This window comes from Leptospira licerasiae serovar Varillal str. VAR 010, from assembly GCF_000244755.1.
GTDB classification, from domain to species: domain Bacteria; phylum Spirochaetota; class Leptospiria; order Leptospirales; family Leptospiraceae; genus Leptospira_B; species Leptospira_B licerasiae.
In genome coordinates this window covers 64682-90611 of the sequence record NZ_AHOO02000006.1, presented here as the reverse complement: position 1 = coordinate 90611, position 25930 = coordinate 64682, and the positions used below count along the sequence as shown (strand labels likewise).

The following is a 25930-nucleotide window of genomic DNA, read 5'->3' as shown; positions in this document are numbered from 1 at the left end:
ACGATAATCCAAAAGAGGGAAAATCTGCCCTCATCCTACCACTCACTTTAGTTGTTTCGCAACTTTTTTTCCGTTAAAACTGCTTTTCTTGCGGGAATTTTCAGAACTTTTTCGGATTCTGTCCCCTAAATTCAGGCCGAATCATGAAAATTTATACCAAAAAGGGAGACACCGGAAGCACATCCTTGGCATCTGGGACCAGGGTCTCCAAATCGGATCCCAGGGTAGAATTGTATGGAACAGCTGACGAGCTGAACTCCTCGATCGGAGTCGCAATTTCTTTCCTAACAAAAGATTCCAAATTAAAGAATTCCCTAGAAAGGATCCAAAATCTGCTTTTTGAATTAGGATCCGAACTTGCAGGATTCAAGAAGAAAGATGACTCTTCCTGTATCCTGGAAGAGGATATTTCCGAATTGGAACAAGAAATCGATCATTGGCAGGAATCACTTCTTCCGCTGAAAAATTTTATTCTTCCCGGCGGGTCCTCATCTTCTTCTTTTCTCCATGTTGCCAGAACCTTGGCCAGAAGATTGGAAAGAGAATTGGTACGCTATAAAGAAGAAGGTCATGAGATCTTTCCAGAAAATCTACGTTTCTTAAACAGACTCTCCGATCATCTTTTCGTAGCGGCAAGATACGCAAATTTCGAATCTAAAATCCCGGAACCAGAATGGAAATCCAGAGCCAAAGGCAAATAACTCATCCTAGAGGTTTGTATGTTCTCTTCTTCGTGGAAATGTGGGAGAGATTTTCTTTTTACGGAATGAGAGCACTTCTTGTTCTATTTTTGACAAAAGAACTTTTAATGCAAGACGCGAAGGCGGGTAGAATATACGGATTTTATAATGGATTCGTGTATCTGACCCCCATACTAGGCGGTTTATTAGCGGACCGATTCTTAGGATATAAACGTTCCATCTTCTTAGGTGGAGTGCTCATGATGTTCGGTCATCTTTCCTTGGCATTCAACGGGATTTGGACATTCTATTTAGGACTAGGACTTCTGATTGCTGGAAACGGTTTTTTTAAACCTTGTATCTCTACAGTTGTCGGAAGAATTTACGAATTAGAAGGTAAACCTGAACTAAAAGATTCAGGTTTTACTATATTCTATTTCGGGATCAACCTAGGCGCGATCCTAGGCACCTGGGCATGCGCGAATCTTGCTGAGTACAAAGGTTGGCATTACGGATTCGGTATCGCTGCAATTGGAATGTTGATCGGCTTGATCATATTCGGTTTTTTAGGAAGAAGAGTGAATCCGGAAGCATTCTTGGCGAATGGAAACAGATCCAATTCGGAACCAGATACGGAAGATCCAAAACAAAGCAGAGAAAGAATTTTTGCGATTATGGTTTTCTCCGCCGTTACGATCACATTCTGGGCTTCCTACGAACAGATCGGTTCTTCTTTAAGCCTAATCATTGATAGATATGTCGACAGAAATATTTTAGGATGGGAAGTTCCTTCTGCGAATTACCAATCTCTCAATCCGTTTTTTGTGGTAAGTTTGGCTCTAGTGGTTTCTTGGATTTGGAAAAAATTCGAAGAAGCCGGAAGACATATTTCCACTGTGACCAAGTTTTGTTTGGGACTGATCGTTTTGGGAATAGGATATCTTCTTCTTTCCCTGGTCACTTACGGTTCTACTGAAAAATTTTCCTCCATTTGGATCATTCTTTCCATTTTACTTTTAACTATCGGAGAATTATTCCTATCACCTGTAGGCTTGTCCTTAGTCACAAAATTAGCTCCCGTAAAAGTCGCTTCAATGATGATGGGATTTTGGTTTTTGGCAAACTTCTTTGCTCACGTACTTGCAGGAGAATTGACTAGGTTCATGGGGGGAAGAGAATCCTTGTCAGGATTTTTCCTGATCTTTTTCTTTTTACCTACGATCACTGCTATCGGTCTATTTTCATTCCGTAAAAAACTAGAATCTTGGATGCATGGTGTAAAATGAGAATACGGATCTTAGTCGGTTGCCTTCTTCTTTTATTCTCCTTTTCTATATTTGCGGATCCATTTGAGGATTTGCTTAAATCGGATTGGGACAGATCCCAAACTCTTCTCATTAAAAACTCCGTTTTTCAAAAATTAGGACAAAGAGCGGGCAGCAAAGAAGTTTTGAAGATCACTAAAAATGTGATCCCTTGGGCAATCTTAGAAGGAGTAACCCCGGAAAAAACGGCAGAACTCATAGTAAATCTGGACTTTGCAGTCAAGGAAGGTCTCACTTTCGAAGAAGCAGAAGACGCGATTCCTGTTGTTTCCAAAAGAGAAATTTCCAAAGAAGACTTCAGTTATATAGGTTTATATTTTAAAGAAACCAAAAAAGCGGGGATTAGAGAAGAAGTCCGAAATCGTTTTGTTGAAGCCGCCATGGAAAAAAAATGGGACGGGTTTTCTGTGCTTGCAGGTGGAAGGGCTCTTATCGCAGGTAAGCTAGTTGATTTTCCGGAAAACCGTTTAGCTTCTAAAATCCTTACACAATTCCCCACAAAAGGTAGAAGTATCCCTTTTACAAAGACGGAAACTGCTTTTAAGGCAGTACTCGATTCTAAAATGGATGGGGCATCTTATATTCTTCTTTCTAATTTAAAAAAATTGCATGAAGGGGAGAAGGTATCAACTCCGCAAAAATTTGCATCCGCTCGCGCGGTAGAGACTTCTTTGGAAGAAGTAGGCGGGATCGTGATCGGAGATAGACCAAGAATTGAACCTTTGCCTGATCCTCCCTTAGTTCCAAATTTGCCCGAACCCGGAGAACCGACGGAACCGGATAAACCTACAAAAGAAAGTTGGGAGACTTTATCTTCTTCTACGCTGCAAAAAGTTGCGAAAGAATGGGTAGGAACTCCTTATAAATGGGCGAATGCAGCAAAAACCGGAACGGATTGTTCGGGATTTACTTTCAGGGTTTTGACGGACGGTCGTATTGGTGTTCCTGAAAAAATGGTGTCCCGTGCCTCCAGCGCTCAAACTAAAATGGGAACAGGAGTCTCTCATAACGAAATGAGATCTGGGGATCTAATTTTTTTCTCCGCTTCTCCAAATCAATCCAAGGTAACTCACGTAGGTATGGTCTTGAATGGAGAAGAATTTGCTCATGCATCTTCCACCCGTGGAGTAGTCATAGACAAGATCAGAATGAAATGGTGGATAGATCGTTTTGTGATGTCCCGGCGGGTATTTAAGAAAGTTGTGAATTGAGGCTGAGGCGCAGAGTATTAAGAGTCGCAGTTTTTTGGGCACGCAGAGGCGCTGAGACACAGAGGGTTTTTAGAAAAAATAAATAAAGAAGCTCCGCGTCTTCGCGGCTCTGCGTGAAAATAGCTCTGAGTCTCTTTTAAACTCTGCGTCTATTCTCCGAGATTCATCTCTTCCACAATACCAACTAACAATTGGGCTTTAAGGATCTGATCGGTGCTTGCGAGAATTTCCTGCTTCTTCTTAAAATTAAAATTTAGAATGGAAGAAATAAAATCCACCGGGAAAGGATGGGACCATAGATCATTCATTCGGAGGATCAATTCTTCTTTAGCTCCTTCGGAGAGTAGTATCCGTTTGGTGAGATATAAGATACGATCAAAGATCTCCATGAATAATTTATCTTCTATATACTTGGAATCGGGTTCTAATTTTTCAACCACACCGATACGAAAAGGTTCCATAGTATCGTAAGATTCTAATTTTGCGATTCCTTTGCCTTCGAGTAAAATATTGGATCTTCCATCAGGGAGAGGATCTCTTCGGACGATCGTGCCCCAACCAAAAATAGTTTCGATCTCAGGCTGAGGATTTTTTAAATTGCCAGGTTCCATTTTGATAGGTGCGATCGCCATTTCCTCGCCGGACTCGGAACAATAATCTAGCATCATCCTGTATCTAGGCTCAAAAATATGAAGAGGAAGGAATGTGCCTGGAAATAAGATGACTTCGGGAAGAGGAAAGATCGGAATTGTAATTCTTGACACCTAGGATTTATCCTAACCTGTTGAAGTGAAAACGCAAATCAAATTGTAAGACCGGTTTAAAATTGTACTACTTAGATAAAAAGCGATATTTGGAAGCTGCTTCTAAATTAAAAACCACTAAAATTATAGTCATCGGAGATCTCATTCTGGATGAGTATCTGATAGGAGAAGTGAACCGAATTTCTCCGGAAGCCCCGGTTCCTGTGGTTTGGGTCCGCAATGAAAAAACTACTTTAGGCGGAGCCGGGAATGTTGTAAAAAATCTTTCTCGCCTTGGAGTCCAATCATTTGTATTGGGTAGAGCGGGGAATGACCCTGCTGCAAAAACTTTGGATGATCTTCTTTCTTCCGAAAACACAAGCACTTCTAAAAATACGATTATCCGTTCTGAAAAAGTACCAACGATCCTAAAAACCAGAGTGATCGCTGGACACCAGCAAGTTTGCCGTATCGATAGAGAAGAAACATTTCCTTTAAGTGATGTGGAGGAAAAACAACTACTGGAAAGTTTTTCCAAGATCATACAAGAAGCGGACGCAGTCGTTCTTTCCGATTATGATAAGGGAACTTTAACTGCGAGCCTCATTCGTAAGACAATCGATATCGCAGTCCAACATAAAAAGATCGTAACTGTGGATCCGCAAGTGTCTCATTTTTTTCAATATACAAAAGCTACAGTCATGACCCCGAACCATCATGAGGCAGGAAAAGCTCTTGGAAAAAAATTAGAAACAAATTCTGAGGTGGAAGAAGCAGCTAAAAAGATCGCTGAAAATCTAAATTCTCCTTCTATGATGATCACTCGTGGTGAAAAAGGAATGAGCCTTTATATTTCTTCCGAATCTAAAACCTATCATATTCCTACGGTCGCCAAAGAAGTATTTGATGTGACCGGAGCAGGAGACACTGTGATCTCAGTTTACACTTCCTTTTTAGCGGCAGGACTTGGAGAATTAGAAGCAGCAATTGTTTCTAACGCTGCAGCTGGAGTTGTGGTCGGAAAACTAGGCGCAGAAACAGTTTCTTTAGAAGAACTTTTAGAGGCTCTGGAAAAAAGAGGAAGTTTTCAGTGAAGTCTTCTTTTTCTTTGTGTATAGAGAAAATCATTCCATTTGCGGAAGTGAAGAACATTTCTGAAAAGATACGCTCCAAACAAAAGATCGTTTTTACGAACGGTGTATTCGATCTGGTCCATAAAGGTCATTTGACTTATCTTTCTCAGGCTAGAGACTTGGGTGACGTTCTTTGGGTGGGGATCAATTCGGATTCCTCCGTAAAACGACTCAAAGGTCCGGAACGTCCCGTAAATCCGGAAGAAGATCGAGCCCTTCTTCTTTCCTGTCTTTCCTTTGTGGATTATATCAGCGTGTTTACGGAAGATACTCCTTTGGAACTGATCTCTCAGGTAGCCCCTCATATTCACGTAAAAGGGGGAGATTATGATCTAGAAGCTCTTCCCGAAACTCCACTTGTTCGCAAATTGGGCGGAGAAGTGAAAATTCTGCCCTTTGTTCCAGGATTTTCCAGCACGGATCTGATCCGACGCATTCGCCAAAAACCCTAGATTTACTTCTCAATTCCGCGAAATTCCGAGTTGGATTTTCCGAGACTGAAGAAAACTCTGTTCAGCAGGTAGGAGATCGGTTTGTCCAAAACTAAATTTATTTTCGTGACCGGAGGTGTTTGTTCCTCCCTTGGAAAGGGTGTATCCGCTGCAGCCCTTGGATGCCTATTAGAAAGTAGGGGCTATTCCGTTTCCCTGCAAAAAATGGATCCATATATCAATATTGATCCTGGAACAATGAGCCCGTACCAACACGGGGAAGTATACGTGACCGAGGACGGCGCGGAAACGGATTTAGATTTAGGTTATTATGAAAGATTTACCAAATCCAAGTTCACTCGTAAAAACTCCGTTTCTACGGGACAAATTTATAATACAGTAATCCAAAGAGAAAGAAAAGGGGATTATTTGGGAAGAACGGTCCAAGTCGTTCCTCATATCACAAACGAGATCCGAAATAGGATCTATACTCTCGCAAGAGAAAATGCAACTGACTTTGTGATCGTAGAGATTGGTGGAACAGTGGGGGACATTGAGTCCATCCCATTCTTAGAAGCAATCCGTCAGATGAGATATGAACATGGGCCTACTCAAGTTTTATTCATCCATGTTACTTTAGTTCCTACCATCACTGTAGCTGGTGAAGCAAAAACAAAACCTACCCAACACTCCGTTAAAGAACTTTTGGCACTCGGGATCCAACCTGATATTTTGATCTGCCGTGTGAATCAACCGATGCCTAAAGAAATGAAAGGAAAAATTTCCTCCTTCTGTAACGTAAAAGAAGAAAATGTGATCTCCGCTTCCGATATCAGCACTTCCATTTACGAAATCCCTAAAATGTACAAGGAAGAAAAATTGGACCAAGTAGTTCTAAAAACTTTAGGACTTGAACTTGGAAAATCCAATTTTACTGAATGGGAGAAGATCATAAAAAGTCTTCAATCCGCAAAACATACTGTGCAGATCGCAGTGGTCGGAAAGTATATTTCTCTTCATGATGCGTATCGTTCCGTTTATGAAAGTTTATCCCATGGCGGAATTGCAAACGAAGCAAACGTAGAATTTATCAAAGTAGATCCCGAAAAACTGGATAAAACAAATGTAAAAGATGTATTAAAATCCGCTCATGGTGTTTTAGTTCCGGGTGGATTCGGAGATAGAGGGATCGAAGGCAAAATAGCGGCGATCCAATATGCAAGAACCAAAGGGATCCCGTTTTTCGGAATTTGTTTGGGAATGCAATGTGCGGTGATCGAATACGCTAGAAACGTTCTTGGTCTAAAAGATGCAAACTCCACAGAGTTCAGGCCCGATTCTCCAGATCCAGTAATCTCTCTAATCGAAGAGCAGATGGATATTGATCAAATGGGTGGAACTATGCGTTTAGGATCTTATCCATGTAAGATCAAAAAGAACACATTAGCATTCAACGAATACAAACAAGAACTGATCTATGAGAGACATAGACATAGATTCGAGTTTACCAACAAATACAAACAAAGGTTCGAAGAGAAAGGAATGATCCTTTCAGGCATTTCTCCGGATGAAAACCTGATTGAAATCGTAGAAATTCCGGATCATCCTTGGTTTATAGGAGTTCAGTTCCATCCTGAATTCACCGGAAAACCTACAAAACCGCATCCATTGTTTGCCGGATTCATCCGCGCTGCGGTCAAATTTGCAAGGAAGGCATAATGAGCGATAAAACTGCCCAAGAAAGGGATTTTTTAAGCGGTAAGAAGATCGGAGGAAAAAATCCATTCTTCCTGATTGCCGGTCCTTGCGTGATGGAGAACAGAGACTTACTCGAAAAAGTCTGTGCAGAAATGTTAGAGATCACCACTGAACTCGGTATCCCTTACGTTTTTAAAAGTAGTTTCGACAAAGCAAACCGTTCTTCGGTTACTTCTTACCGAGGTCCTGGACTTACGGAAGGGATTAAACATCTAGAACATATTAAAAAGAAATTCAATGTTCCAGTTTTGACCGATATCCACGAGACCATTCAAGTAGGTCCTCTCAAAGATGTGATCGATATGTACCAAATCCCTGCATTCTTAAGCAGACAGACAGACTTGATCGCAGAGTCCGCTAAAACAGGAAAATGGGTGAATGTTAAAAAAGGGCAATTCTTAGCTCCTTCCGACTGTAGACATATCAAAACCAAGATCCAAGAATCCGGTTCCGAAAAGTATATGGTAACCGAAAGAGGTACCACATTCGGTTACGGAAATCTGGTGTTCGACGGCAGAACCGTCCCTATATTACATAGTTATGATATACCTGTCGTATTCGACGCTACTCATTCGGCACAATTGCCTGGAGCAGCCGGAAATATCACGGGTGGCCAAAGAGAATACATTCCGAGTATGACAAGGAGTGCGGTAGCGCTCGGAATAGAAGGTATCTTTATGGAAGTGCATCCTGATCCTGCAAAAGCACTTTCGGATGCTACCACACAATATCCGCTTTCCGAAATTAAATCCTTATTAAAGGAATTGGTCGGTTTAGACCGTTACGTGAAACAGGAAATCCTAAACCGCTAGTCGTTAATAGCCTTGTATTTCCGCATACTCACTTTACTCAAAATAGACCCGGAAACCGCTAGGAAATACGGTCCGGGCCTAGGAGTAGGGATCGGAATTCTTCTATTGATCCTTTTTTTCTATTCAGGCGGAAAATCGGACGCTAAATACACTCGTGTAGAAGAAGAAAAAGAAAAAGGTTCCACTGTTTCTTTCAAAAATTTCGCAAAAGACCAATACGACGAGAACGGCACTATATTATGGAAATTGAAAGCGGAAGAAGCTTATCTCTACGCTGACGAAAAAAGGTACGTTCTATACGGCATCAATTTCGACCAATATGAGAATGGAAAATTCAAGTCCAGACTTACCGGCGAAAAAGGTGAGATCAATCAAATCACAAAGCAGATGAAACTCACAGGTAATATTCTTCTTAAAACGGAAGAACATAGGACTCTGAGAGCAAAATCGTTGGATTATAACGACGAGACCAAAGAACTCACTTCGAACGAAGAAGTTGTAATCGATGCAAATGGAACTCATATCAGAGGAGTCGGGCTTCGAGCCGACAAGGATCTGAATAAATTTACAATTTTAAAACCGAGTGCGATCACACAAGGCGGTTCTAATCCGCTATCTTCTTCCCCTAAAGAAAAATGAAACGAATCCTAGTCCCTTTCTATTTATTATTTTTACTCCCATCACATCTGGGATCTCACTCCAGACCTCCACTTCTATTTTCAGCGGAGACATTAGATCCTAAAAGTTTTCAAGGGATAGGAGAAGTGGACCCAAAACGTAAAGAAAGTTTTCCGACTTTCTGGGGGGCAAACGCACTTACCCAAGAAGACAGAGAAGTCCAAGGACTCAAAGTAACCATATTCAGTTTGGAAGGCGGAGCCTGGATCCAACATAAAAAAGTGAAATTGGGCGCCAACCGTATAGAAGTTTACGGAAAAGAAGCATATAAGGCTTTTTTAAAGAACGGAGTACATATAGAAGACCAGGAAAACGGAACAGTAATGAGAGCAGGAGTAGGAGAATACGATAAATACTCCGAAATGGTCTATATCAAAGAAAGACCTAGATTAAGTTTCCGAGATAAAACAGGCAAAACAACAGTCATTTCCGCAAAACAGATCGATAGGGAATTGAATACCAAAATCACAAAATTACACGGTGGAGTGATCGTAAATCATCCGGAAGTCACCATCTTCTGCGCGGAAGCCGTTTTTAAAGAATCGGAACATCTGATCACTACGGACCCGAACCCGATCCTGATTTCCAAGAATAGATATTTGAGCGGGAAAAAGTTATCCTTTTACACAAATGAAAGTAGGATACTTTTAGAAGAAAACACCGTCTTATTCCAATCTTCAGAAGAGACAAAAAAAGATCCGGAAGGAAACGAAAAAAAACAAACTGTTCTCACCATCCTAAAAGGGGATAAAATAGAAAGTCGTCCCAACGAAGAGAATGATCGTACAGTGCTCATCAGTGGAAATGCAACAGTTCTAAGAAAAGACATGAAGATCACTTCGGATAATATCGAATCCGTAGGAAAAGATTCGAGTATCATCAGAGCAAGAAAGAACATCAAGGTACACGACAGAGAGAATAATTTACTTCTTTCAGGTAATGTATTCGATTATTTCCGAAAAGAGAACTATCTGCATCTGACAGACGAAGGTAAAATGGAATTTTTAGATAAAAATTCGAGTCAGGTCACAAGCACGATCACTGCTCAGGAATTCGAACGATTTTTGGACCAAAAAGAAACAGTCATCCGAGGAAATATCTGGATCAAATCCAAGTCCACTGAGGCGCAAGGGGAATACGCCACTTATTTTGAAAACGACGAATCCGTACTTTTAGAGGGGAATCCCAGGATTAATCGAAGTGGTAAGATCTTAAGAGCGGGAAAAATCGTCTTTTATCCAAGAGAAGGAAGATCAATTCTGACAGAAGGAGTCCATTTAGGAAATTAGGCTTACATAATGGGACAAAGGATCCGATGCCAAAACTTAATCAAAATATACAATAAGCGTAAGGTTGTAGACGGAGTTAGTTTCGATGTTCGCAAAGGAGAAGTAGTAGGTCTACTCGGCCCGAACGGTGCCGGAAAAACTACTTCTTTTTATATGTCTGTCGGTTTCGTAAAACCGGATTCGGGTCATGTATTCATAGACGACCAAGATGTTACGGATGCTCCTATGCATACTAGAGCAAAACTTGGAGTAGGTTATCTTGCACAAGAAGCTTCCATATTCCGTAAACTTACTGTCGCGGAAAATCTGGAAGCAATCTTAGAAACTCTCAACATTCCTAGATCGGAAATCATTCGTAGAAGAGACGAACTGCTATTAGAATTACAAATTATGAGAGTAGCCAACCAAAAAGGTTTTACTCTTTCTGGCGGGGAAAGAAGAAGATGCGAAATCGCTCGAGCCTTAGTCACAAATCCGGATTTTATCCTTCTTGACGAGCCGTTCGCAGGGGTCGACCCTATAGCAGTAAAAGATATTCAAACCGTTATAAATAGTTTAAAGAAGAAGGGACTGGGCATCTTAATCACCGACCATAATGTTCGAGAAACATTAAAGATCACGGATAGAGCGTATATCATGCATAGCGGTCGGATCTTAATTGCGGGAACTCCTAAAGAACTCGTAAACGACAAAGAAGCAAAGAGAATGTATCTAGGAGAGGACTTCAAGCTGTGAATCTGAATCATCAGTTAGTACAGAAGCAGACACAAAAGCTTGTAATGACGCAGGACTTGCGTCAGTCGATCGAGCTTTTGCCTTTGTCTACACTGGAACTTGCTGATAGGATCAGCGCCGAGCTGGTGGAAAATCCGATGTTGGAAGAGGAGCCCGGCTCGGAAAGAAGTAAAAGTCCGGAACTCTATTCAGTAGATGATCTAAAAAGAAAAGAGAAGAATGATTTTCTTAAAAATTCTGACCAAGGTTGGCAGGATTCTTTTAGCTTAGACAAACCTCAGTATCGAGGAACCGACGCTTCCGACAGAAACCAAAAATATATCGAATCCTCTCCTAACGCACAATCTCTTTCCGATCATTTACTTTGGCAGCTTAGGATCTCCTCATTAAAAGGAAAAGAAATGGAGATCGCTGAAATTTTGATCTCCATGCTGGACGATCGAGGATTTATTTCGCAAACTCAAGCAGAACTTGCAGCCGAAATCGGGGTTTCCGTCAAGATCATTAAAAAAGTCTTAGAGCAGATCCATCAGCTCGATCCACTCGGAATAGGCGCAGGAAGCATTCAAGAAACGTTATATATCCAAGCAAAGATCCTAAAACCGGAAGATAAAAATCTACACGATCTCATCTTAAATTATCTAAAAGACCTGGAAAAATTGGATTACAAGGGAATTTCCAAAAAAATGGGACTCCCGGTCGAATCCATAGAGTCAATGGCGGCAGAGATAAAAAAACTCGAACCGTTTCCCGCAACGTTATACACTCCGCAAAAACCGGATTATATAGTTCCGGATGTGATCATCCGAGAAATAGAAGGTGAGTTCAGTATTCTACTGAACGACGAATGGCTTCCTAAATTAAAAATTAATAAAGAATATAAAGGAATGCTCAAAAAAGGAGCCGGTGCAAAAGATTCGGATAAGGAATATATTTCCACTAAACTAAATTCCGCAGAATGGCTGATCCGATCCGTAAACCAAAGAAGACAAACATTATACAGAGTTGTCTCCGCAATCATAGAACTACAGACCGAGTTTTTCCGTAAAGGTGTTAGATTTCTAAAACCACTCACTTTAAAAGATATCGCAGAAAGATTGGATCTCCACGAATCCACGGTTTCCCGTATCACCTCCAATAAGTATGTACAAACTTCCTGGGGAATTTTGGAATTAAAATGGTTCTTCTCCTCCGGATTAAAATCAAAAAGTTCCGAAGGTGGAATGGAATCGTCCAAAACAATTCATGATATTATACGCAATTTAGTCAAAGAAGAAGATCCAGAAAATCCGCTCTCTGACCAAGACATAGTGGAAAAAATAGAAAGTAAAGGGATAGAGATCGCCAGAAGAACAGTGGCAAAATACCGTAAGATCCTAAAAATTTTACCGTCCAACCAAAGAAAAAAAGTAAAATCTCTGGAAGCAAGGTAACTCATGTCCGTTCCCGGAATTAATGTTTCTAATATTCTAAAAGACCATCCTGAGTTAGGTTTAAAACTGATAGCAGGAGAGAACGGTCTCCAAAATCGGATCCATAGTTCCGAGATCAATAGGCCCGGTCTTTCGCTCACAGGTTTTTACGAAAGTTTTGCACACGATCGTATCCAAATTTTCGGAAAAGGTGAATGGGCTTATATCACTTCCAAAGAAGGCGAGGACCTCGAAAAACTCGCAGCCGATTTTTTTCATTTTCATTTGAATTGTATCATATTCACTCATGGAAATGTTCCTCCTCCTATTTTTGTGGAGTATTGCGACCGACTGAATATTCCACTTTTGGGTTCGGATGTTTCTACTCATAAATTCATTACGCTTATATCTCAGATCTTGGACAGAAGTCTCGCTCCGAGAACCATGAGACATGGAGTTCTAATCGAGGTATTCGGAATTGGAATACTTCTCTCCGGAAAAAGTGGTGTGGGGAAAAGTGAAACAGCGTTAGAACTCATAGAAAGAGGTCACCGTTTAGTTGCGGACGATATGGTAGAGATCAGAAGACTTTCCGAAAGTTATCTGATAGGTACTTGCTCGGACCTTTTGCGCCATCATATGGAGATCAGAGGATTAGGAATTCTGAATATAAAGGATATATTCGGGATCGGATCCGTTCGAGATCATAAATTAATAGAGCTCATCATCCACTTGGAAGAATGGACGGAAGAGAAAGAATTCGATCGAACAGGACTCGAAAACAGAACGGAAGAAGTCCTAGGCGTTAATATTCCTTTGATCAAACTTCCAGTTCGACCCGGTAGAAATATTCCAATCATCGTAGAAACTGCCGCAATGAACCAAAGATTGAAAAAACTTGGGAAGAATGCAGCGGCGGAATTCAGCCAAAAATTAAATATTTATTTGCAGCAAGGAAAAGTTGAAAGAAATCCACCTCAAAATTAACGAAAACGGCGCAGGGATGCATGCTCGTCCCGCCTCAGTCTTTGTGAATTGCGCGGCAAAATATCCCTGCGAAGTTCTGGTCTCCAAAGACGGAGTGGAAGTGAACGGTAAAAGTATCATGGGACTCATGATGTTGGCATTAGCGCCAGGTGCAGAATTTTCCATCAAAACAGAAGGCGCTCAGGAAGAGGAAGCAGCCAATGCATTAGCCAAATTAGTGGAAGGCGATTTTGCGATATGAAATGGTTTCCATTCCGGATCGAGGAGGAGAATCGATACTATCTTCGAGATCTTCTGATTTTATCCGGAGTCATTTCAATAGCAATACTCGCCGCCGAACTCATTCATTTTAGGAATTCGGAAAATTTAGATATAGTAGATAGGATACTTATCTATGTATATTATACAGTCCCATTAGTCGTACTATTCCTGATCATTTCCTATTTTTATAGGAATCGCAGGAATTTAGAAACAGGAAGGCTCAAAAGTTCCATTCGTTACAGACTTTCTCTTTCCTTTTTATTCATCGCAATGCTTCCTTCTTTTCCGGTATTCTTACTTACTTCCAATGTGATCGGAAGAGTATTCGAGGGATTTTACGGTTTAGACATCGCTCAGGCCTTGGAAGCAGGAGATCATTTTGTCAAAAAGGAACTGGATCTTGAAAAGAATAATCTATTAGAAAAAGCTAAATTATTCAGAAATCTTGTCCAAAGACAAAATCCGAACCCGAATTTGCTTACAAATCGGGCTAATGAATTGGATCTGATCTCCAATCCGAATTACTATGTTGGTTGGTATGAAAATAACATCCCGGCTCTCGAAAATAGATCCTTAAAATTGTCAGTTTCGCCTCAGGAATTTACGAACTTCGGAACGGAAGGTATTTCCGAAAAATTGGCACTAAACCAGAACCTAGGATTTTATCTACTCAAAATAGACTCTTTAAATCCTTCAAAATTCCTTATATTAGGAAAACGTGTATTTCAAGGAGAAGAATCCAAGGCATATTCTTTTATCAATACCAGAAAGAATTATATCACTGCCGACTTGGCCAAGGAAAAACTTCCTTATGAAGTACGGCTTACGATCACACTTCTAACCGTATTCGCATTTTTACTTTCCATCTTCTTTTCACTCGTATTCGCTCGGAAAATTTCAAGACCAATCATAGATCTAGCAAACGCTACTCAAAAAGTTTCCTTGGGAGATACCGACATTAATCTTCCCCTAACGGAAGGAGGGGAAATCGGGGCATTAGTGGAATCTTTTAACCAAATGGTGAAAGATCTTAAATCCAAAAACGAAGAACTAATGCATACGCAAAGGATTGCCGCTTGGAAAGAAGTTGCCCAGAGAATGGCTCACGAGATCAAAAATCCACTCACTCCGATCCAACTCTCTGCAGAAAGAATACGCAGAAAACTAAACTCGGAAGTTCCTAAAGAATTCCAAGAGATCGTTACAAAAGGAAGCGAAACCATAGTCGGTCAGGTAAAGATCCTGGAACATTTGGTAAACGAATTCTCCGAGTTCGCAAGGATGCCTGCACCTAGATTAATCAACCAACATCTGGAACCGGTGGTATTGGAAAGTGCAAAACTATTCGAACATACGCCCGGCATCCAAATAGAACTCAACTTTGCTAAAAATTTGCCTGAAATCTTTTTGGACAAAAAACTGTTTTTAGGGATCATGAACAATCTTTTCAAAAATGCGGTGGAAGCCATAGAAAAGAGAAGACAAAGAGGAGACTCCAGTTTCTCCCAAGGAAAAATCAGGATTTCCACCGTTTTAGAAAAAAGGATCATGAGACGTTCAGTGGTTTTACTTGTGGAAGATAACGGGATCGGAGTCTCTCCCGAATATAAATCCAAAGTTTTTGAACCGTATTACTCCACAAAGGAAGAACATGTTTCCGGGATAGGACTCGCAATCGTCCAAAAAACGGTAATCGATCATAATGGTCATATTTCGATGGACTCTTCCGAATTGGGCGGATGTAAATTCAGGATAGAACTTCCGGTAGCTTAGATGAGAATATTCATAGTAGATGACGAACCGGAAATCCGCAAATCCCTCCAAGATATTTTGGAAGATGAGAATTACGAAGCGGAACAATTTTCTTCCGGTAAAAATTTTCTAAAACATCTAAAGATAGAAAGACCAAGTCTTGTCCTACTAGATGTCTGGCTTGGAAAAGAGGACGGACTAATCATACTAGACGAGATCAAAAAGATCTATCCGACCGTTCCAGTAGTCATGATCTCCGGACATGGAACGATCGAACTCGCAGTACAAGCCACTAAAAAAGGCGCTCTTAACTTTTTGGAAAAACCGTTATCGATCGAAAAAGTTTTAGAAGCGGTAGAAGAAGCATTGGTATATTCCGAAAAATCCGAGTCTCCCGAGATCAAATTGGAATCTGATGAAATTTTAGGAAATTCCCCTGCGATCCAAAAAGTTAAATTTTCAATCGCACAAGCGGCAGCCACGAACGCTAGAGTTTTTATTTATGGGGAGAATGGAACAGGAAAGGAATTGGTCGCTAGAACCATATTCAAAAATTCTAAAAGAAAGGACCAACCGTTCGTGGAAGTCAACTGTGCCGCTCTTCCGGAAGAATTGATAGAATCCGAACTTTTCGGCTATGTAAAAGGAGCATTCACAGGTGCGACAGATACAAGGATCGGAAAATTTGAGGCTGCTAACGGCGGCACCTTATTTTTGGATGAGATTTGCGATATGTCCTTGTCCACCCAGGCAAAAGTGCTTAGAATTTTGCAGGAGCAAAGATTCGAAAAGTTGGGAAGTACTGAACAAGTATCCGTGGATGTTCGGATTATAGCGGCGACAAATATCCCGGTGGAAGAAGCAATCAAAGAAGGAAAGTTTAGAGAAGACCTATATTATAGATTGAATGTGATCCCGATCACAATCCCTCCACTAAGAGATCGAAAATCCGATATTCCACTTTTAGTAGATCACTATGTACGACAAACGATCTCGGAAAATAATTTATCTCCGAAAATTATAGAAAAAGAAGCGGTTTCCATTTTAGAAAACCATTTCTGGCCAGGGAATATCAGAGAATTAAAGAACGTAATCGAAAGACTTTGTATCATGACAGTAAGCGATATCATCCGCGCGCAAGATGTGAAAGATTCTATGACCGGTTTCGTAAAAGCGAACGATCTGGCAGAAAAAGGTGATTTCAAAAAGGCAAAAGAAGAATTCGAAAAACAATATATTCTAAAAACATTGCAGACAAACGAAGGAAACGTTTCCAAAACCTCCAAAGCACTCGGAATAGAAAGATCCCACTTATATAGAAAAATGAAATCCTTGGGAATACAGGCGGAGGACATCCATGACTAAGCCCGGAATTTTTGCGGAACTAAAAGGGATTTTACAAGACTTCAGATTTTTAATCCAAAACGGAGAATTTCCGATCTTACGCAGACAAGGAGAAAAGGATCCACAAGATCTGGACTTGGAATGGAAAGAATCTTGGGCCTGGTCTTCCATAGGCTACCAAAAAGAAAAGGAAACTTCCGTCCCTGGTATCCAGATGCGGATTCCTCCTAAAAAGGAAGACAGGAACTTCTCCTGTAAGCTCTGCTCAGATCGACTCAGCGCTGTTCGTCATTTTATCATCCGAGGCAGAAAGAAAATATTAGTATTACATTATACAGGTGAAACGATTTCCGGAAAAGAATCCTATGTTAAAACTTCTCCGTTGAAAATTTTCAGAACTAACGAAGCGGAGGATCTATTCGATAGAATGATCCAAAAAGTATTCGGATTTACAATGAAGGAGTTCTATTTTCAGGAATTCCCAGGATGTTTATTTTCCCAAGATAGATCGAACGAAGAAGATTGGAAAAGAAGGACCCAAAACTGCAAGGTCCAAGTACAAGAAACCGTCCAAGAAGAAGGGATCCAAGGTATTATACTCTTAGGAGCTGCGGCCACTCTATATTTCGGAAAAGAAGAAGCGCTCAAACAAATGGGAAAAACTTTAGAGTTCCAGACTGGAATTCCTATGGTAGTACTTCGGTCTCCCGAAGCGATCTTAGCCGCGGAACAAAAAAGAAAATCCAGTAAAGCGGATTCTCCGGAATTCCAAGAAGCCAAGAAGAAGGAAATAGAAGTCAAAGAAAGTATCCTATCTCAACTGGGGATCTTCCATCAGGAGATTAAAGAAAAAATTTGATCCAATACGCAGAACTAGCCTTCGATCTTCCTATCTTAGAAGACACATTCACATACGAGGTCCCTCCGGACACCCAGATAGGGATGAGGGTAGAAGCCAAACTTAGGGGAAGAAAAGAAGAAGGGATCGTATTATCCTTACATCATAATGAACCAAGCTACGAAGTATTGCAGGTAGATAGGGTCATTGACAAAACCCCGGTCATCAACGAAGAACAGATCCGACTCGCATATTGGGTAAAAGAACAATATCTGGCCTCTCTTGGGGAATGTATCCACAAGATGATCCCCTCAGGGAGAAGACATTCCAAAGTAAAACTAAACGAGAATATTGTAGCCACAGAGCCCTTTCCATTAAACGAAGAACAAGAAGCCGCATATCAAAATATCAAAGCGGATTTTGGTAAAGATTCCATACATCTTCTATTTGGGATTACTGGAAGCGGAAAAACGGAAGTATATCTTCACCTGATCCGAGACATTCTACAAAACTCAAACAAAGGAGTTTTACTCTTAGTTCCTGAGATAGGTTTGACGTATCACATTATCCGAAAATTAGAAGCGGTCTTTCCGGGTGAGATCGCATTACTTCATTCCGCTTTGAAAGTTTCCGAAAGATTCAAGGCATATACGGACCTTCTACAAGGTAAAAAAAGGATCGCAGTAGGTACAAGATCTGCAGTATTCGCCCCGGTCGCGAATTTGGGGTTAGTCATAATAGACGAAGAGCATGACGGTTCTTTTAAAGAACATTCTACTCCTAGATACCATGCAAGACAGGTAGCATTACAACGTTGCAGAAAGAACAAAGCGGTTTTAGTACTCGGATCGGCGACTCCTTCTTTAGAAGTGTATCATCTTGCCAAAACGGGAAAAATCGGACTACAAATCCTGACCAAAAGACCGGGGACCGCAAAGCCGCCTACAGTTCGGATCGAAGAAAATAAAAAGGACGCCAGATTGATCGGCTCGGAACTTACGTTTGCGATCAAACAAAGATTGGATAGAAAAGAACAGGTTATTCTTCTTTTAAACAGAAGAGGATACAGTCCACTCATCTATTCGGAAAAAGAAAAAGCTTATATACCTTGTCCGAATTGTACATCTCATCTATGTTATCATAAAAAAGGTACCGTTATCTGTCACCTCTGCGGTTTTTCGGATTCTCTCCAAAGATTAGAATCCAAGCTGGGAGAAAAATTAGTTATGATGGGGACCGGCACCCAAAAACTGGAAGAATTCCTTTTAGAAACTTTCCCCGGCGCAAAAGTAGAACGCCTAGACCAGGATTCTATCCAAGATAAAAGTGTTCTTACGGATGTGATCGGAAGATTGGTTGATGGAGAGATAGATATACTCACCGGGACCCAAATGATCTCTAAAGGACTCGATGCGGCAAGAGTCACTCTAGTAGGAGTTTTGAATGCAGGGATTGGCCTAGGGTTACCGGATTTTAGAGCAGGAGAAAGAGTATTCTCTCTTTTGACGCAGGTGGCGGGAAGAGCGGGGCGATCCGATCTAGCGGGAGAAGTTTTGATCGAAACAAATACGGTAGATCATCCGATCATTCGAATGGCATTGGACCAAGACTATATTCGATTTTACGAATCGGAGATAAAAACTAGAGAAGAACTTTTTTATCCCCCATTCTCTCGTTTGGTTCGTATCTTATCCAGATCTAAAGACGAAAATCTTTCCCTCAAAACGATTGAAGAAGTTCACCAAGTTTTAAAAAAATATCTTCCTGAGCCGAATACCGTAGTATTGGGCCCGGCTCCTTGTCCTTTTTATAAAATAGATGCAAATTTCAGAAATCATATACTGATCAAAACGACTGTGCAAAACAAATGGAGAGAGATCCTAAAAAAAGAGATCCGACCTCTTAAAATTTCTAAAAACGTTTACCTGGAATTGGATTTTGATCCATTGGATCTTGTCTGATGAAAATCGCATTTTTTGGGACCCCGGAACCTTCTGCCAAACTTTTGCAGGCATTGCTACAAGAGCCTGATATCCAAGTACAATTCGTAGTCACAAATCCGGATCGTCCAAAGGGAAGAAGTAAAACCCCAGTCCCAAGTCCTGTGAAAGAAGTTGCACTTGCTGCAAATCTTCCGATCTTCCAATATGAATCCATAAAGAAGGAAAAAGAAGAAGCACTCCAAAACTTATCCAAGTTTGATGCGGAACTATACGTTGTATTTGCTTACGGTTCTATTCTGCCGAAAGAAATTTTTTCCCATCCTAAATTCGGTTCTATCAATCTGCATGGTTCCATTCTTCCCGACTTAAGGGGTGCTTCTCCCGTCCAAACCTCTCTTTGGAAAGGTTATACAAAATCAGGGATCAGCATCCAATATCTGGGAGAAAAAATGGATGAGGGGGATATCATCCGTATCCAAGAAGTGGATGTGGACCTAGAAGATGATACCGGAACTCTCATGGAAAAGATCACCCAAGCAGGGATCCAAAGTTTAATCCCACTTTTGAAAGGCCAGAGAACAACCGCCTTCGAGGCTTCTCCACAAGATCATTCCAAGGCAACTTATTGCACCAAGATCCAGGCGGAAGATAGAGTCCTGGATCTACAACTTTCTGCCATGGAAATACATAATCGTATCCGAGCATTAAGTCCGGATCTGGGCGGGTATTGCCGTTTTAGGGACAAACGTTTGGTCGTATGGAAAACAAGACCTACGGATTTTTCCGAAACGTCGATTCATCCTGGCAAATTGAAACGAATGGACAAAAAGGCCCTTATTTTCCAGTGTGGAGATGGCCGTTTCTTAGAGATCCTTTCCGTACAACCGGAAAATAAAAACAGAATGACTGTTGCGGATTTTATGAACGGTTTCCGTATTTCGGACGAGGATCGTTTCGAGTGACCAAGGAAGAACTCCGCTCTAAATATCTCCCTATCGGGGGTTACTTTTTTTTCATCGCATTCGGCTTAGTAGTATTTTTCATAGCCGCATTCTTAGTTGTATTCGTTCGTACTAAAAGTTCCACTATGGTAGTCATGCCTGATGTGGTAGGCAAACCGTACAACGAAGTCCATAACGAATTAATGCGACTCCAATTGAAAGTCAGATTGGAGTCCAAACGTTATCCGGACAAAACGGACGGAATTATTATCTACCAATCCATTCGCCCCGGAAGAGAAGTGGAAGCAGGTTCCAAAGTTTCTCTTACAGTCAATATCGGTTTAGACAGGATCGACATGCCCAACTTAAAGGGGCAAAGTTTAGTTTCGGCTAAAAACTCCATGGAAAAAGTACTCTCCGGAGAGACTTACGTTTCTCTAACTCTTGGGGGGATCACTTATGTAGAAGTGAAAGAAGGGGAGCAACCTGATACAGTAGTGGATCAAATTCCGGAAGCAGGTAAAAATATCACTGCCGGCGAAAAAGTATTCTTACTTGTTACAAAACCTTCTACCAAGAAAAAAGAAGGAGAACCACAGGCGGGTTTAGATTTTAAACCTGGTGATTCTTTCGCATTCGCACAAAGAGCGCTTGTAAGAGCCAAAATTTCCTCCAAGGCAGAAGTGGTTCTCACAAAATTTCGTCCCGATAACGGAAAGATTGAATCCGTCCAAAAAGTGGGAAACGAATATAAGTTTAAGGTATTTTATTTCGAGCCGGAAGACCGAGTAGAAAGCGGATACGAAAGTTTCGTCTACGAGGCTCCTGAAAACGGAACCTATTCCCTAGTTGTAAAAGACCAAAACGACAAAACCAAACAAATGGAAATCAGCGCTCCCACAACCTACCAAGAGGGAGAAAAAATCCAGACTGTCTTTTACAGAACAGGAGACGTGACCCTGGTTCTTTTGGACGATAAAGGTTCAAAAGTAAAATCCAAAGACTACGAGAACGAATTTTGAAAATCTCCGCTTCTATTTTAGCCACCCAACTTACTGCGCTCGCAAATACAGTTCCTAACTTCAAAAAAGAAGGAATAGATCTAGTCCATATGGACGTGATGGACGGAAACTTTGTACCTCAGATCAGCTTCGGAGAAGCGGTCAATAAAGAGATAAAGGCCATGACTCAGATCCCTTTGGACGTTCACCTAATGGTGGAGAAGCCTGAAAATCATGTTCCTAAATATTATGAGCTGAATCCTTACTGCATTACTTTCCATGCAGAAACCACTCGTTTTCCGATTCGCTTAGCTCAGGAAATCAAAAAGAACGGAACCAAAGTGGGAGTCTCGCTGAACCCAGGAACTCCAGTCTCTGCGTTAGAGACACTTCTACCTTATATCGATCTAGTACTCATAATGACAGTAGAACCTGGATTCTACGGACAAAAATTCGTGGATGGGGGAATGGACAAGATCCGCAAGGTCAAGTCTTTGATCTCCAATTACCCGATCGAGCTGGAAGTAGATGGGGGAGTCAATGATACAAATATCAAAGAACTCGCCCAGGCCGGTGTAGATATTTGTGTGGTGGGGGCGGGTTTATTCAAATCCGGAGACCCAAGCGAGAATGGCATTCGTTTAAAAGGCCTCGCAAAGTAAGTCACATTAAATATTGACAGCCGAGCGTTCCAGGGAATTATGGCGTATTAGGGCGAGCCGTACGGTGAGCCATCCTTATTTATTCGAAGGAATTTTACTTTGGTTAAGATCAGACTACAAAGAACCGGAGCCAAAAACAACCCTCACTACCGGGTAGTGGCTGCAGACAGCCGTTCCCCTAGAGATGGTAAATTTATCGATATCCTTGGACACTATCACCCAGCAGAAGTGAAAAGTGGAACTGTCCTGGATAAAGACAAAATTTTAGGCTGGCTCAGCAAAGGTGCGCAACCTACCGGAACCGTTCTGAACCTCATTAAACACGAGGGAATTTGGGCGGAATACAAACAATCCCTGAAGAAGTAATGGAAGAGCTGATCCGCTATATCGTTACTTCTCTAGTAGATCATCCGGAGGAGATTTCCGTAAAAGAAATCGAGGGCGACGAACAAACCGTCCTAGAACTCCGGGTTTCCCCGAAGGACGTGGGGAAAGTGATCGGCAAGAATGGTAGGATCGCAAAGTCCTTAAGAGCGATCTTAACCGCAGCTTCCATCAAAGCCGGAAAAAATTTCTCCTTAGAAATTATTGACTGAGACTCGTATCCTAACCGGACATTTAGGAAAACCCTTCGGACTGAAGGGTTTTGTCCGATTGGTTGCAGAGGATAGTTCTGTTCCGGAACTCAAATTTCCCATCCATGCCACACTAGAATTTTCCTCTAGAGAACCTGTATCTGTCAAAATCCTAAGATCGACCATTCAATCAGGAAAAATACTTTTACAGTTAGAAGGGATCAATTCTCCCGAAGAAGCTTCTTCCTTAACAGGCGGAAAACTTTATATCGATCGTTCTTATTTTCCCAAATCCAAAAACGAAGAATATTATCTATTCGAATTAAAAGGTCTGAAAGCGATTTCTGAAGACGGAAAAGAGCTTGGCTGGGAATTGGTGGACATTTTAGAAAATCCGGCACATTCTATACTTGTTTTTCAAACCCAAGATTCGGAGATCTTAGTTCCATACGTAGAAAAACATGTAGGAAAGGTAATCTTAGAAGAAGGTAAGATCGTTTTAAAAAGTCCTGAGGACTGGAATGAAATTTAATTTTATTACCTTATTCCCCTCCAAGGTCCAGGCATACTTTGCGGAAGGGCTACAAGAGAAGGCAATCCAAAAGGGAGTATTCTCCGTAAACATCGTACATCTGCGGGACTTCTCTAATAATAAACATCTAAAGGTAGACGACACACCTTATGGCGGTGGTCCAGGAATGCTTTTAAAAGTAGAGCCAATAGACCTCGCATTAAAGTCCTTGGGAGAAGATAAAGGGCTCGTAATTCTTACTACACCTTCCGGAATTCCATTCGATCAGAATGTTGCGGAGAAACTTTCCAAGATCCAAAAGCCGATCACTCTTATATCAGGATATTATGAAGGAGTGGATCATAGGGTAACAGAGCATCTTGTTGACATAGAACTGTCCCTTGGAAATTATGTAATTTCAGCCGGAGATTTGGCTAGCCTCTGTATTGCGGATGCTGTGTCCAGGCTTTTGCCCGGCTTTTTAGGCGACCGAGAGAGCCTGGAAGAAGAATCTCATAACGAAAGGGATGTTTTAGAATATCCACAATATACGAAACCTTCCGAATACAATGGTTGGAAGGTTCCCGAAATTCTCTTGGGCGGAAACCACGCGGCGATAGAATCTTGGCGCAATGCCAATCGAAAGAAAGTCGACCCTGATATTACGAGGAATTTATGAAAGAACTTTTAAAAGGCGGACTTCCTACAGAAGCGAATCGTACCCTGAACTTCAACGTAGGGGATACTGTTAAGGTCCATTATAAAATCCAAGAATCCGGCAAGGAAAGGGTCCAGGTATACGAAGGAGTTGTGATCTCCATCTCCAACGGCGGAAACGGAAAATCTTTCACCGTTCGTAGAATTTCCTACGATGTGGGTGTAGAAAGAGTATTCCCTCTATATTCTCCTCGTATCGCTAAAATTGAACTAGTACGTAAAGGTAAGGTTCGTCGTTCTAAACTATTCTTCTTAAGAGAACGTTCCGGAAAATCTGCTCGTATTCGCGAGTTGAAAGGTGGAAAGATCTTAGTAGCAGAAGACAGAAAACGCCAAACTGCAGAAGAAGCAAAAGCTGCCGCTTCCTCCGCAGAAACTGCTGCTGCAGAATAAGATCCTTTAATTTGCGGCGAGTTTCTTCGCCGCATTTCCCTCCTTCTTTTCCTTTTACTTTCTCCCTAAAAACCAATGCCTCTCGCAAATTTCGAACCGGAAGAATTGAAATTTTTTCCAGATCATCTTCCATGCGGTATAGATGAAGCAGGAAGAGGACCGTATGCAGGTCCTTTATCCGTAGGAATGGTTTCCTTTACACCTGAAGTTCTGGAAAAGATCTACTCGGGCCAAATCTTAAAAGGATTGAATGACTCCAAAAAACTCACTGAATCAAAACGTGAATCTTTGTTTCAAGAAATTCAGGAAACTGCCCACAAAGTTGCACACGCATTCTTATCCCATACCTATATAGATCGTTACGGGATCAACAGAGCGGTTTTAGAGGGTATCCTGAAATGTTATAGAAAGGCCTCCGAAGCTCCGATAGAAAGTACTGGAAAAAAACTTCTGCTCTTAATCGACGGAAACTATAATTTTTCCAAATACAAGGAATCGGAAGAGGTAAAACGCCAGTCTTATTATTATAAAAAAGGAGATTCCAGGATCGCGAGTATTGCGGCTGCATCTATTATCGCAAAAGTAAAACGGGATCGTTTTATGAAGGCAATCGCCTCTAAGTTTCCCGGTTATGGATTCGAGGCTCATAAAGGATACGGTAGCGCAGGACATGAAGAAGCAATCCGGAATCTGGGACTAGCAAGAATCCACAGAAGATCCTTCACAAAAAAATTCCATGCTGCCGATTCCTCCTCCCAATCCGATTGATAAAAACCTAAACAATCAGATCCGAAAAACGGATCGGGTCCCTGAATCTCATCAAATTTCCTTAGTCATCAATTCCTCCACAAAGATCCTCAACCCGGAAACTTTCGAAGGAGAATCCAAAGACGCTCCATTCTTTAGGGTTTGGGTAAAAGAAGGAACCAAGGACGGAAAGGCAAAACTTGTCTGGAAGGGAGAAACGTTAGAGGCGGAAACAAAGACCAGTCTTCTTACCGGAGAACAATTACTTTTATCTCGAACCTTATCGGGGGATTCGGAGTGGAAAATCCAGGAAAGGAAACTAACGTTAGAACTGGACGATTCCAAAATTTTTTCTCCTTTGGAAAAAGGACTCACAGGAGTTTTGGAGAAGGTACTACATAAAGAAGAAGGGCCAATCTCCGAAGATAGTATTTTGGCCTTTTTAAAAAGTTATTTTCCTCATTTCGAATGGAAATCGGAAACTCCCTATTTCGAGTGGGAATGGGAAGGAGGAAATGCGGAAGGATATTTGGGTGGAACCGATCCGGGTCGTATATTTGTTCTCTTTATGGAGACTAAAGAAGACGGTCCAAGTTTGTACAGGTTCCATTGGAAAAAAGAAGATGCGTCGGACCTGATTCTAACGGCTATTTATACTAGTTCTAAATTGTACTTGCATATAGGTCGGAATCGTAAAAAATTTATGCAGTTCTTGGAAGAATCGGGAGTTAGATTCCAGGAACTCAGGATACAATATAAGCCCTCTTTACAGAGAAGGGAATGGACTGCGTGAAATTCGGAATCGCCCTAAAGTTTACACCGGATGAAAATAAAGGCCCAAAGATCCTAGCAAAGGGAGAAGGTCTTTTAGGTGAAAAGATCAAGGGCGTGGCGAAAAGACACGGAGTCCCTATAGTGGAGGATGCTCCTTTGGCCGAGGCACTTTCTCCGATACCGGTAGGACAAGAAATCCCGGAAAATTTATACAGAGCGGTTGCGGGTGTTTTTGCTTTCGTACTCAGCCAAAAAACGGAAGCAAATTAAGGGAATT

Annotated in this window: 29 protein-coding genes; 28 read left to right on the top strand and 1 reads right to left on the bottom strand. The window is 41.3% G+C overall.

From position 1 onward, the window contains the following. Positions 1-143 precede the first annotated feature (143 nt). From LEP1GSC185_RS08710 to LEP1GSC185_RS08700, 3 genes are read left to right on the top strand one after another with little or no spacing between them, the layout of a single operon-like run. A complete protein-coding gene (locus LEP1GSC185_RS08710) occupies positions 144-701 on the top strand; it encodes a cob(I)yrinic acid a,c-diamide adenosyltransferase (protein ID WP_008591055.1) in 558 nt (185 codons plus the stop codon). Continuing rightward, positions 674-1966: a peptide MFS transporter gene (locus tag LEP1GSC185_RS08705; protein ID WP_008591593.1), complete on the top strand. Its 1293-nt coding sequence runs from the start codon at positions 674-676 to the stop codon at positions 1964-1966. The genes LEP1GSC185_RS08710 and LEP1GSC185_RS08705 overlap by 28 nt, the downstream gene beginning before the upstream one ends. Beyond that, positions 1963-3216: a C40 family peptidase gene (locus LEP1GSC185_RS08700; protein ID WP_008590523.1), complete on the top strand. Its 1254-nt coding sequence runs from the start codon at positions 1963-1965 to the stop codon at positions 3214-3216. The genes LEP1GSC185_RS08705 and LEP1GSC185_RS08700 overlap by 4 nt, the downstream gene beginning before the upstream one ends. A 149-nt stretch (positions 3217-3365) precedes the next feature. Here the strand turns inward: LEP1GSC185_RS08700 and LEP1GSC185_RS08695 are convergent, their stop codons facing one another. Next, positions 3366-3980, bottom strand: a complete 615-nt coding sequence (locus LEP1GSC185_RS08695) for an LON peptidase substrate-binding domain-containing protein (RefSeq protein ID WP_008590011.1) — start codon at positions 3978-3980, stop codon at positions 3366-3368. 62 nt (positions 3981-4042) lie between these two features. On the opposite strand from LEP1GSC185_RS08695, the gene rfaE1 reads away from it, so the two are divergent. From rfaE1 to LEP1GSC185_RS08570, 25 genes are all read left to right on the top strand, one after another. After that, positions 4043-5053: a D-glycero-beta-D-manno-heptose-7-phosphate kinase gene (gene rfaE1 / locus LEP1GSC185_RS08690; protein ID WP_024864007.1), complete on the top strand. Its 1011-nt coding sequence runs from the start codon at positions 4043-4045 to the stop codon at positions 5051-5053. Then, a complete protein-coding gene (gene rfaE2, locus LEP1GSC185_RS08685) occupies positions 5050-5544 on the top strand; it encodes a D-glycero-beta-D-manno-heptose 1-phosphate adenylyltransferase (protein WP_008589672.1) in 495 nt (164 codons plus the stop codon). The genes rfaE1 and rfaE2 overlap by 4 nt, the downstream gene beginning before the upstream one ends. A gap of 81 nt (positions 5545-5625) precedes the next feature. Continuing rightward, positions 5626-7242 carry a CTP synthase gene (locus tag LEP1GSC185_RS08680; protein ID WP_008590928.1) on the top strand — a complete coding sequence of 539 codons (1617 nt, stop codon included), beginning with the start codon at positions 5626-5628 and terminating at the stop codon, positions 7240-7242. Continuing rightward, a complete protein-coding gene (kdsA, locus tag LEP1GSC185_RS08675; protein WP_008589425.1) occupies positions 7242-8093 on the top strand; it encodes a 3-deoxy-8-phosphooctulonate synthase in 852 nt (283 codons plus the stop codon). Before LEP1GSC185_RS08680 ends, kdsA begins: the two co-directional genes overlap by 1 nt. Before the next feature lie 12 nt (positions 8094-8105). Further along, on the top strand, positions 8106-8732 hold the full coding sequence (gene lptC / locus LEP1GSC185_RS08670; RefSeq protein WP_008590483.1) for an LPS export ABC transporter periplasmic protein LptC: 627 nt from the start codon (positions 8106-8108) through the stop codon (positions 8730-8732). Next, positions 8729-10060 (top strand): LptA/OstA family protein, encoded by a 1332-nt coding sequence (locus LEP1GSC185_RS08665; protein WP_008591529.1) that lies wholly within the window; start codon positions 8729-8731, stop codon positions 10058-10060. Before lptC ends, LEP1GSC185_RS08665 begins: the two co-directional genes overlap by 4 nt. Positions 10061-10069: 9 nt before the next feature. Beyond that, positions 10070-10795 (top strand): LPS export ABC transporter ATP-binding protein, encoded by a 726-nt coding sequence (lptB, locus tag LEP1GSC185_RS08660; protein ID WP_008590112.1) that lies wholly within the window; start codon positions 10070-10072, stop codon positions 10793-10795. After that, positions 10792-12228, top strand: a complete 1437-nt coding sequence (gene rpoN / locus LEP1GSC185_RS08655) for an RNA polymerase factor sigma-54 (protein ID WP_008590871.1) — start codon at positions 10792-10794, stop codon at positions 12226-12228. Before lptB ends, rpoN begins: the two co-directional genes overlap by 4 nt. A gap of 3 nt (positions 12229-12231) precedes the next feature. After that, positions 12232-13194 (top strand): HPr(Ser) kinase/phosphatase, encoded by a 963-nt coding sequence (gene hprK / locus LEP1GSC185_RS08650; RefSeq protein ID WP_008589467.1) that lies wholly within the window; start codon positions 12232-12234, stop codon positions 13192-13194. Next, complete coding sequence (locus LEP1GSC185_RS08645) at positions 13169-13435, top strand: HPr family phosphocarrier protein (protein ID WP_008596556.1); 267 nt, start codon at positions 13169-13171, stop codon at positions 13433-13435. The genes hprK and LEP1GSC185_RS08645 overlap by 26 nt, the downstream gene beginning before the upstream one ends. Positions 13436-13452: 17 nt before the next feature. Continuing rightward, positions 13453-15228 carry an LIC_11548 family sensor histidine kinase gene (locus LEP1GSC185_RS08640; RefSeq protein WP_024864008.1) on the top strand — a complete coding sequence of 592 codons (1776 nt, stop codon included), beginning with the start codon at positions 13453-13455 and terminating at the stop codon, positions 15226-15228. Beyond that, positions 15229-16572: a sigma-54-dependent transcriptional regulator gene (locus LEP1GSC185_RS08635; RefSeq protein ID WP_008589684.1), complete on the top strand. Its 1344-nt coding sequence runs from the start codon at positions 15229-15231 to the stop codon at positions 16570-16572. Beyond that, complete coding sequence (locus LEP1GSC185_RS08630; RefSeq protein WP_008590804.1) at positions 16565-17410, top strand: hypothetical protein; 846 nt, start codon at positions 16565-16567, stop codon at positions 17408-17410. The genes LEP1GSC185_RS08635 and LEP1GSC185_RS08630 overlap by 8 nt, the downstream gene beginning before the upstream one ends. Then, on the top strand, positions 17407-19350 hold the full coding sequence (gene priA, locus LEP1GSC185_RS08625; RefSeq protein ID WP_008590045.1) for a replication restart helicase PriA: 1944 nt from the start codon (positions 17407-17409) through the stop codon (positions 19348-19350). The genes LEP1GSC185_RS08630 and priA overlap by 4 nt, the downstream gene beginning before the upstream one ends. Continuing rightward, positions 19350-20294 (top strand): methionyl-tRNA formyltransferase, encoded by a 945-nt coding sequence (fmt, locus tag LEP1GSC185_RS08620; RefSeq protein ID WP_008591483.1) that lies wholly within the window; start codon positions 19350-19352, stop codon positions 20292-20294. Before priA ends, fmt begins: the two co-directional genes overlap by 1 nt. Next, a complete protein-coding gene (locus LEP1GSC185_RS08615) occupies positions 20291-21295 on the top strand; it encodes a PASTA domain-containing protein (RefSeq protein ID WP_008591506.1) in 1005 nt (334 codons plus the stop codon). Before fmt ends, LEP1GSC185_RS08615 begins: the two co-directional genes overlap by 4 nt. Beyond that, positions 21292-21936 carry a ribulose-phosphate 3-epimerase gene (gene rpe / locus LEP1GSC185_RS08610; RefSeq protein WP_008590056.1) on the top strand — a complete coding sequence of 215 codons (645 nt, stop codon included), beginning with the start codon at positions 21292-21294 and terminating at the stop codon, positions 21934-21936. Before LEP1GSC185_RS08615 ends, rpe begins: the two co-directional genes overlap by 4 nt. A gap of 99 nt (positions 21937-22035) precedes the next feature. Further along, positions 22036-22302, top strand: a complete 267-nt coding sequence (gene rpsP, locus LEP1GSC185_RS08605; RefSeq protein WP_008590417.1) for a 30S ribosomal protein S16 — start codon at positions 22036-22038, stop codon at positions 22300-22302. Beyond that, a complete protein-coding gene (locus LEP1GSC185_RS08600; protein ID WP_008591501.1) occupies positions 22302-22532 on the top strand; it encodes a KH domain-containing protein in 231 nt (76 codons plus the stop codon). Before rpsP ends, LEP1GSC185_RS08600 begins: the two co-directional genes overlap by 1 nt. Next, on the top strand, positions 22525-23043 hold the full coding sequence (gene rimM, locus LEP1GSC185_RS08595) for a ribosome maturation factor RimM (RefSeq protein ID WP_008590897.1): 519 nt from the start codon (positions 22525-22527) through the stop codon (positions 23041-23043). The genes LEP1GSC185_RS08600 and rimM overlap by 8 nt, the downstream gene beginning before the upstream one ends. After that, complete coding sequence (gene trmD / locus LEP1GSC185_RS08590) at positions 23033-23701, top strand: tRNA (guanosine(37)-N1)-methyltransferase TrmD (protein WP_008589445.1); 669 nt, start codon at positions 23033-23035, stop codon at positions 23699-23701. Before rimM ends, trmD begins: the two co-directional genes overlap by 11 nt. After that, entirely contained in the window at positions 23698-24132 is a 435-nt protein-coding gene (rplS, locus tag LEP1GSC185_RS08585; RefSeq protein ID WP_008591513.1) for a 50S ribosomal protein L19, read from the top strand. The genes trmD and rplS overlap by 4 nt, the downstream gene beginning before the upstream one ends. Before the next feature lie 75 nt (positions 24133-24207). Then, positions 24208-24900, top strand: a complete 693-nt coding sequence (locus LEP1GSC185_RS08580; protein ID WP_008590333.1) for a ribonuclease HII — start codon at positions 24208-24210, stop codon at positions 24898-24900. Continuing rightward, entirely contained in the window at positions 24869-25672 is an 804-nt protein-coding gene (locus tag LEP1GSC185_RS08575; RefSeq protein ID WP_008589832.1) for a hypothetical protein, read from the top strand. Before LEP1GSC185_RS08580 ends, LEP1GSC185_RS08575 begins: the two co-directional genes overlap by 32 nt. Beyond that, entirely contained in the window at positions 25660-25923 is a 264-nt protein-coding gene (locus LEP1GSC185_RS08570; RefSeq protein WP_033272141.1) for an EscU/YscU/HrcU family type III secretion system export apparatus switch protein, read from the top strand. The genes LEP1GSC185_RS08575 and LEP1GSC185_RS08570 overlap by 13 nt, the downstream gene beginning before the upstream one ends. The last annotated feature ends 7 nt before the right edge of the window (positions 25924-25930 follow it).